The 7342-nt window shown below is 66.3% G+C and carries 8 protein-coding genes and 1 rRNA gene; 4 read left to right on the forward strand and 5 right to left on the reverse strand.

The features are described 5' to 3' along the window. Positions 1–18: 18 nt before the first annotated feature. The 4 genes from tatC to CR156_RS19550 all read right to left on the reverse strand — a co-directional run bounded on the left by tatC (position 19) and on the right by CR156_RS19550 (position 2446). Positions 19–768, reverse strand: a complete 750-nt coding sequence (gene tatC, locus CR156_RS19535) for a twin-arginine translocase subunit TatC (RefSeq protein WP_099819942.1) — start codon at positions 766–768, stop codon at positions 19–21. Further along, entirely contained in the window at positions 765–1238 is a 474-nt protein-coding gene (tatB, locus tag CR156_RS19540) for a Sec-independent protein translocase protein TatB (RefSeq protein ID WP_100554039.1), read from the reverse strand. The genes tatC and tatB overlap by 4 nt, the downstream gene beginning before the upstream one ends. Positions 1239–1253: 15 nt before the next feature. Continuing rightward, complete coding sequence (gene tatA / locus CR156_RS19545) at positions 1254–1481, reverse strand: Sec-independent protein translocase subunit TatA (RefSeq protein ID WP_043399676.1); 228 nt, start codon at positions 1479–1481, stop codon at positions 1254–1256. Positions 1482–1555: 74 nt separating this feature from the next. After that, positions 1556–2446, reverse strand: a complete 891-nt coding sequence (locus CR156_RS19550) for a lipid-binding SYLF domain-containing protein (protein ID WP_099819945.1) — start codon at positions 2444–2446, stop codon at positions 1556–1558. Between the two features lie 166 nt (positions 2447–2612). On the opposite strand from CR156_RS19550, the gene hemH reads away from it, so the two are divergent. The 4 genes from hemH (at position 2613) to CR156_RS19565 (ending at position 6817) form a co-directional block, all read left to right on the forward strand. Next, a complete protein-coding gene (gene hemH, locus CR156_RS19555; protein WP_100554040.1) occupies positions 2613–3575 on the forward strand; it encodes a ferrochelatase in 963 nt (320 codons plus the stop codon). Then, on the forward strand, positions 3572–4429 hold the full coding sequence (locus CR156_RS19560; protein ID WP_100554041.1) for an alpha/beta fold hydrolase: 858 nt from the start codon (positions 3572–3574) through the stop codon (positions 4427–4429). Before hemH ends, CR156_RS19560 begins: the two co-directional genes overlap by 4 nt. 127 nt (positions 4430–4556) lie before the next feature. Further along, positions 4557–4706: a hypothetical protein gene (locus tag CR156_RS23025; RefSeq protein ID WP_165781014.1), complete on the forward strand. Its 150-nt coding sequence runs from the start codon at positions 4557–4559 to the stop codon at positions 4704–4706. A gap of 14 nt (positions 4707–4720) precedes the next feature. Then, positions 4721–6817 (forward strand): methyl-accepting chemotaxis protein, encoded by a 2097-nt coding sequence (locus CR156_RS19565; RefSeq protein ID WP_100554042.1) that lies wholly within the window; start codon positions 4721–4723, stop codon positions 6815–6817. Between the two features lie 402 nt (positions 6818–7219). On the opposite strand, the gene rrf is transcribed toward CR156_RS19565, so the two are convergent. Then, a 5S ribosomal RNA gene (gene rrf, locus CR156_RS19570) occupies positions 7220–7334 on the reverse strand. Positions 7335–7342 lie beyond the last annotated feature (8 nt).

Below are 7342 nucleotides of genomic sequence, written 5' to 3' on the forward strand. Positions count from 1 at the left end.
TCCGTCCCCTTTTGTTTTTCAGGCAGCAGGCTTCTTGACCACCGAAGACGGTACCAGCCAGCGCGCGGCGTGGATGCCCAGCTCGTACAGCAGGCACATCGGGATCGCCAGCATCAGCTGCGACACCACATCCGGCGGAGTCAGGATCGCAGCGAGCACGAAGATGCCGACGATCGCGTAGCCGCGCCCTTCCTTGAACTGCTGCGGCGTGATCCAGCCCAGCAGCACCAGGATCACCATCGCCACCGGCAATTCGAAACTGCCGCCGAAGGCGAAGAAGATCGCCAGCACGAAATCCAGGTAGGCGTTCGCATCCGGCGTAATCGCGATCACTTCCGGGCTGAAGGTAGTGAGGAAGTGGAAGACCGCCGGCAGCACCAGGAAATAGGCGAAGGCGCAGCCGGTATAGAACAGCAGCACCGACGAGACCAGCAGCGGCATCGCCAGGCGCTTCTCGCGTGCATACAGGCCCGGCGCGACGAAGGCCCACAGCTGGTACAGCAGCCACGGCACGGCCACGAACAAGGCCACGAAGAACGTCAGCTTCAACGGCGCGAAGAAGGCGCCGGCCGGGTTGGTGGCGATCATCGTCTGCCCGTTGGGCAACTGCGAGATCAGCGGCTCGGCCAATGCGTTGTAGAGCTTCTGGGTGAACGGCAGCAGGCCCAGCAGAACCACGCCCAGCCCCAGCAGCGCACGCACCAGGCGCGCGCGCAGTTCAACCAGGTGTTCCACCAGCGAGCTTTCGCCGAAGTCGTGTTCGCTCATGACGGGCGCTCCGTGCGGGCAGGCGCTTCGGCCGCGGCATCAGCAACGGCATCGCCTGCGGGTTCGACGGTGGTGGGCGCATTGGCAGCACCTTCCGCCGAAGCCACAACCGGCCCGGTCGCCTCCACCAGATGGGGGGGCTGTTCGGCCGGTGCCGGTGCACGCACCTGCTGCGCCAGCGTGTCGCTGTGCTGTTGCATCTGCTCGGCCTCGCGGCGTACGGCTTCGCCGCTGGCACGCAGCTGGTTCTCGGTGTCCTGCATGCCCTGGCGCACGTCCTGCATCTGCCGCTTGATGTCTTCGGCCTGCAGTTCGCGTTCCAGTTCCTGCTTGACCGAATCCCATTGATTACGCGCGCGGCGCACCCACAGCCCGGCGAAGCGGGCCGCCTTGGGCAGGCGCTCAGGTCCGAGCACCACCAAGGCGACAACCGCGATCACCAGCAGTTCGCTGAAGCCGATATCAAACACCGCAACCGCTCCGGATCAACGCGCGTTGCGGTCGTGCTCGTCCTGCGCGGTGCGCGAGGCGTCCTGGCTGCGCGACTCATCGCCCAACTGTGCGTTCGGCTTGTCTTCGTCGTGCATGCCCTTCTTGAATTCCTTGACCGCCGAGCCGAGATCCTTGGCACCACTGGTCAGGCGCTTGGTGCCGAACACCAGCAGGACGATGGCGAGTACGACCAACCAATGCCAGATGCTGAAACTGCCCATAAGTCGCTCGTTACGTTAGTGATCAGATTGCCGAGCATAGCGCACCGGCTGTAAGCCGGCGCGCGTGACGAAAGTCAGTTGTTGCCCAGCGTTTCAGTGCGGATTTCACCGTCATTGACCGGCTGGAAACCCTGCTGGGCCGGCGGCGGGGTCTGCGGCACGGCCTGCAGCGGCGCCGTGGTCGCTTCAACCGGTGCCGCAGGTGCTGCCTGAACAGGCGCCGGGGCGGGCGCTGCAGCGGCGGCCGGACGCGGTGCGTCATTGCCACCGTTGCGGTTGTTGCGCGCCGCGTAGGTCGCCTCTTCCAGGCGATCACGGAAAGCGACCACATCCATTGACGGCGAGCCAGCCGCGCGTCCCTCGAAGATCATCCGCGGCGTCGTGTTGCTGCCGTAGGCATCGAGATTGGCGGCATCGTCGATCTGCAGGATCGCACCATCCAGGGCAACGCCTGCGAACAGGCCACGGGCGCGCGACCACGACCAGATCTCAGCCTTCAACTGGCCATCGGTGGCGGCGGCGGCATTGCGGCCCACCGGACCGGCGGCCACACCGGCATCGGCGCCGAGGGTGAACTTGCCGTTGACGAGGTTGTCCAGGCTGCGGTCGTTGCGGAACACCAGCACCACGTCGGAGGACTGCACGCCAGCCTGGAAGCCGATGCTGCCGCCGGTGAGCTTGATGAATACCGGGTTGGACCACGCACCGTTGGGCATGCGCACCGACATCAGGCCGTGGCCACGGCGTCCGCCGATCACCAGACCGGCCTTGATCGTGTCGGGAATGACGATGACCGCGCGGCCTTCGTCGAGCAATTTGTCCGGAATGCCCTGTTCAGGGATTCCCTGGATTTCAGCCAGTACACGCACCGCGTTGCGGGCGCGCTGGTCTTCCTGCGGTCCGGCCATGGCCTGGCTGGACAGCAGGCTGGCGGCGATCAGCAGGGCTTGGATCGGGCGACGCATGGCAGGCTCCAGAAGTCAGTCCATAGGAAGATATAGCAAGTGACTGAAATTAGTAGTGTTGTGATGAATCCCCAATGAGCGTTGCCTGCTCACATTGGCCTCAGCAATGACATCGATGCGAAGCCTGCATACCGACGTGACGATGGAATCGGCGACAATAGCGCCCATGCTCGATGCACCCGATACCGCCGTATTGGCGGTCAACCTAGGCACGCCCGAGACGCCGACGGCTCCCGCTGTTCGTCGTTACCTGGCCGAATTCCTGTCCGACCCGCGCGTGGTCGCGATACCGGCACTGCTGTGGCAGCCTCTGCTGCGCGGCCTGATCCTGCCGCTGCGCAGTGGCCGCTCGGCCGCCAAGTACGCCCAGGTGTGGCTGCCGGAAGGCTCGCCGCTGATGGTCCACACCCGCCAGTTGGCGCAGGCGATGCAGACCCTGCTGCCGACGCTGCGCGTGCGCCACGCGATGCGCTACGGCGAACCGGCGCTGACCACCGAGCTGGATCGGCTGGCCAGCGAGGGCGTGCGCCGCATCGTGGTCTTGCCGCTGTATCCGCAGTATTCGACCACCACCACCGCCTCGGTCGAAGACCGCGTGGATGCGTGGCAGCGCAGGAACCCGCAGGTCACGGTCAGCCTGGTGCAGGATTATTCGATTGATCCGGACTGGGTTGCCGCCGTCGCCGGCTCGATCCAGCGCTATTGGCAGCAGCAGGGTCGCGGCCAGAAGCTGATGTTCTCCTTCCATGGCATTCCGCAGCGCCTTGCCGATGCCGGCGATCCCTATCCGCAGCGCTGCGAGGCCAGTGCACGTGCGATCGCCGCGGCGCTCGGCCTGGGCGCGGACGACTGGCAGATGGGTTACCAGTCGCGCTTCGGCCGCGAACGCTGGCTGCAGCCCTACGCCGAACCCAGCCTGTGGGAGCTGGCAGAGGCAGGGGTGAAACAGATCGACGTCGTCTGCCCCGGCTTTGCCACCGACTGCCTGGAAACGCTGGAAGAAGTCGCGATGGGCTTCACCGAGACGCTGGCCGAACGCGGCGCACAGATGCGCTACATCCCCTGCCTCAACGCTGAACCGGAACACGCCCGTGCACTGGCACGGCTGGCCGTGGCCTCGCTGGCATGACCCTGCAGCCGTTTGAACTGCAGGTCGCGGGCGTCCGCGTGGCCGGCCTGCGCCGTGCGGGCGACGGGCCGCGCGTGCTGGCCCTGCACGGCTGGCTCGACAATGCGGCCAGCTTCGTACCGCTGGCGCCGCATCTGCCACAACTGGACCTGGTGGCGATCGACCTGCCCGGACACGGCCACAGCGCACATCTGCCCACCGGTGCGGTGTACACCACGCCGGCGGCGATCACCCATGTACTCGATGTCGCCGACGCGCTGGGCTGGGACCGGTTCACCCTGATGGGCCATTCGATGGGTGCCGGCATCGCCAGCCTCACCGCGGCGGTCAGTGATCGCATCGAACGCCTGGTCGCCATCGAGGCGCTCGGCGGCCTGCGCGGACCGGAAGAGGACACCGCCAGCCGTCTGCGCGAACACGTCGATGCCACCCGAGCACTCGCACGCAAGCAGCTGCGCGTGTTCCCCGATCTGGCCGCACCGATCCGCGCGCGGATGATGACCAACCAGCTCAGCGAAGGCTGCGCACGCCTGCTGGTCGAACGCGGTGTCGAGCCGGTCGAAGGCGGCTATCGCTGGTGCAGCGATCCGCGCCTGATGCTGCCCACCGCAATCCGCCTCAGCGAAGGCCAGATCGACAACCTGCTGCAGGCCATCAGCTGCCCGACCCAGGTGATCTACGCCACGCCTGCGCAGTCGTACTATCCCGAGCCGATGCGCAGCGAGCGCCTGCAGCACCTGCGTGATGGCCGCCTGGCGGTATTCCCCGGCAACCATCATCTGCACATGGAACACCCGGCACAGATTGCCGCGGTCATCGATGCATTCCTGAGCGGAAACGCCAACGCACGCTGACCATCGTCGGCTGCGCGCACTTCACTCTGCGCAAGTGCGGCCGATAGAACGGTAGTGGGCCCCTGCGCCCACAGCACGCAGGCCCTTTGTGCCTGCGGCTCGTTCCTGGTTCTGCAAGGAAGACCGCATGTCCCGTCTGCTGCACCGTCATCCACAGGATGTGGTCACGGTGTCTGTCCTCCGCGTCGCAGCCTGCGCCGCATTCCCTGAATTTCCCGACCCTGCCGTCGTTGCGCTCGTCCGCGCAGCGCGTTGCATGGCCGCTGCCGTCCGTTGATCCAGGAGTTGCCGATGTCCATTGCGTCCTCCCGCCCGCCCGACCAGGGCCGTGTCCCTTATCTGCAACAGCTGGCACAGCGAGGCGATCGTCGCCTGCTGCTGGGCAGCGTCGTGTTTGCGTTGATCGGCCTTGTGCTGGCCGTGCGCGGTACGTCGCTGCCCGCCGCGAGCGCCGTTGCCGCTGCGGTGCTGCCAGCCGCCTGGCTGGGCTGGCGCCAGGCCGGCCATGTGCTCGCGCGCAACGGCCTGGCCGTAGTGCTTTCACTGCAGTTGAGCCTGCTCTGCCATATCAGCGGATTGAATGCCGCATTGCCCATCGCGCTGCTGCTGGGCGTGCTGCTCATCCAGCGTGACCGCATGCCGTTGTGGCTGGCCGGCGCGGTGGGTGTCAGTGCGTTGCTGGCGCCGTTGCTTGATGGGGCGACCGTCCTGCCACCACTGTTGAATGCCACGGCCCTGGCAGTGCTGACGCTGGTGCTGGGGCAGACCGCCGCACGCCTGCGTCAACAGAGCGAAGCGCTGGGTCACGGACCGCACCGCCTGGCCGCACTGGCACGCGACATCGCCACGGGCGCCGACCTCGGCGCACACAGCGATGCACGCAACTACGCACCCGGTTCACTGGCCCACGCGCTGGCCGATACCGCACGTCATGTGCAGGCGCAGCGGGGCCGCGAAGCCGAAGCACATGCCGAGAACGCGCAGATCCGCCAGGCACTGGATGCCTCGCGTACGGCGATGATGATTGCCGACAACGATCACGTCATCCGCTACGTCAACCGCTCGGTGGTGGCGCTGCTGCGCAACCAGCAGGCCACGCTGCGCCAGGCGTTCCCCGATTTCGACGCCGAGCGGCTGGTCGGCAGCAGCATCCATCGTTTCCATGCCAACCCTGACCGCATCCGCGGCATCCTCAACGGGTTGCAGGCGACGCACAACGGCAAGGTGCGGATCGGGCCGGTGCATTTCGCGCAGGTGGTCACCCCGGTGTTCGATGCACAGGGCGCGCGCTTGGGCTTTGCGGTGGAATGGCATGACCGCACCCATGAACTGACGCTGGAGAATGCCGTTGCCGGGATTGTCGATGCCGCCGCGCACGGTGATCTCGAACAGCGCCTGCAGGCCAGCGAAGGCGCCAGCTTCCTCGACGGCCTGACAGGGGGCATCAACCAGCTACTGGACACCCTGGGCAGCACGGTCGACGAAGTTCGGCAAATGCTCTCGGCGATGGCCAACGGCGATCTCGACCGCCGCATGCAGGGCGAGTATCACGGCGCGTTCGCCGCCATCCAGCGCGATGCCAACGCCACTGCCAGCCAGCTCGCACGCATGGTCGGGCACATCCAGCACTGCGCCACCACCATCAGCACGGCCGCCAGCGAAATCGCCGCCGGCAACGGCGCCCTGTCCGAGCGCAGCGAACGACAGGCTGCGCATCTGCAGGAAACCGCAGCCTCAATGGAGGAGCTGACCGCCACCGTGCGCCAGAATGCAGCGCATGCGCGTCAGGCCAGTGAGCTGGCCGCCTCCACCCAGGGCGCAGCAAGTGATGGCAACCACGCCATGCAGCGGGTGGTCGACACCATGCAGGCCATCGAAGGCGCGTCGAAGCGGATCGGCGACATTACCGGCGTGATCGACGGCATTGCCTTCCAGACCAACATCCTCGCGCTCAACGCAGCGGTCGAAGCGGCACGCGCCGGCGAGCAGGGGCGCGGGTTCGCGGTCGTCGCCAGCGAGGTCCGCGTGCTGGCGCAGCGATCGGCGGCAGCCGCCCAGGAGATCAAGGTCCTCATCGACGAGGCAGGTCGTCAGGTCGGCGAGGGCGCCCAGTTGGTCGCCGATGCCGGACAACGCATGCAGGGCATCGTCGGCGGCGTGGAGAACGTAAGCCACCTGATGCGCGAGATCTCGGCGGCATCGCAGGAGCAGTCCTCCGGTATCGAGCAGATCAACCAGACGGTGGTGCAGATGGACCAGGCCACACAACAGAATGCGGCCCTGGTGGAAGAAGCCACCGCAGCAGCGCGGGAACTGCAAGCGCAGGCAGGTGAATTGAACCAGGCGGTATCGGTGTTCCGGCAGCGCGAGGCCGCGTTGATCGACTGAGTCGACCCTGCGCCATGCTCCATGGAAGGCGGCGCCCGCAGGGCGCCGCCTTTTTGTTGGGCGCGGTTCGCGGCAGGGTTCGTTGGCTCAACGGGTACGAAGGCAGTCCATTCAAGGCTGCCCGGCACACGATGATGAAGGCCGAGGGCACCTGCCGTTGCGGCGAAGTAACTCCGCCTGCCGTTGAGCTCTACAGAAAGCGGCGCCCTTGGGCACCGCTTTCTTATGCTTGGTGCCGGCCATTTGCGTGATGCTGGGCACCGGTAGTGCCGGCCGCTGGCCGGCAACCCCATGAACCTCACGCAGCTGCACGTGACTGCCGGCCAGCGGCCGGCACTACCGCGGTTTACGACGGACAAAGAAAAACCCCGCTGCGTGAGCAGCGGGGTTTTTGGGTATAAACCCTGGCGATGACCTACTCTCGCATGGCTTAGGCCACACTACCATCGGCGCAGCTACGTTTCACTTCCGAGTTCGGGATGGGATCGGGTGGTTCCATAGCGCTAATTTCACCAGGGAGGCGGT

Origin of the sequence: Stenotrophomonas lactitubi, from assembly GCF_002803515.1 — a bacterium.
Classification (GTDB): domain Bacteria; phylum Pseudomonadota; class Gammaproteobacteria; order Xanthomonadales; family Xanthomonadaceae; genus Stenotrophomonas; species Stenotrophomonas lactitubi.

Bases quoted from the DNA above. Each gene is read 5' to 3' on its own strand.
- CR156_RS19550 (WP_099819945.1), bottom strand. From the start codon at position 2,446: ATGCGTCGCCCGATCCAAGCCCTGCTGATCGCCGCCAGCCTGCTGTCC.
- tatA (WP_043399676.1), bottom strand. From the start codon at position 1,481: ATGGGCAGTTTCAGCATCTGGCATTGGTTGGTCGTACTCGCCATCGTC.
- CR156_RS19560 (WP_100554041.1), top strand. From the start codon at position 3,572: ATGACCCTGCAGCCGTTTGAACTGCAGGTCGCGGGCGTCCGCGTGGCC.
- tatC (WP_099819942.1), bottom strand. From the start codon at position 768: ATGAGCGAACACGACTTCGGCGAAAGCTCGCTGGTGGAACACCTGGTT.
- CR156_RS23025 (WP_165781014.1), top strand. From the start codon at position 4,557: ATGTCCCGTCTGCTGCACCGTCATCCACAGGATGTGGTCACGGTGTCT.
- hemH (WP_100554040.1), top strand. From the start codon at position 2,613: ATGCTCGATGCACCCGATACCGCCGTATTGGCGGTCAACCTAGGCACG.
- CR156_RS19565 (WP_100554042.1), top strand. From the start codon at position 4,721: ATGTCCATTGCGTCCTCCCGCCCGCCCGACCAGGGCCGTGTCCCTTAT.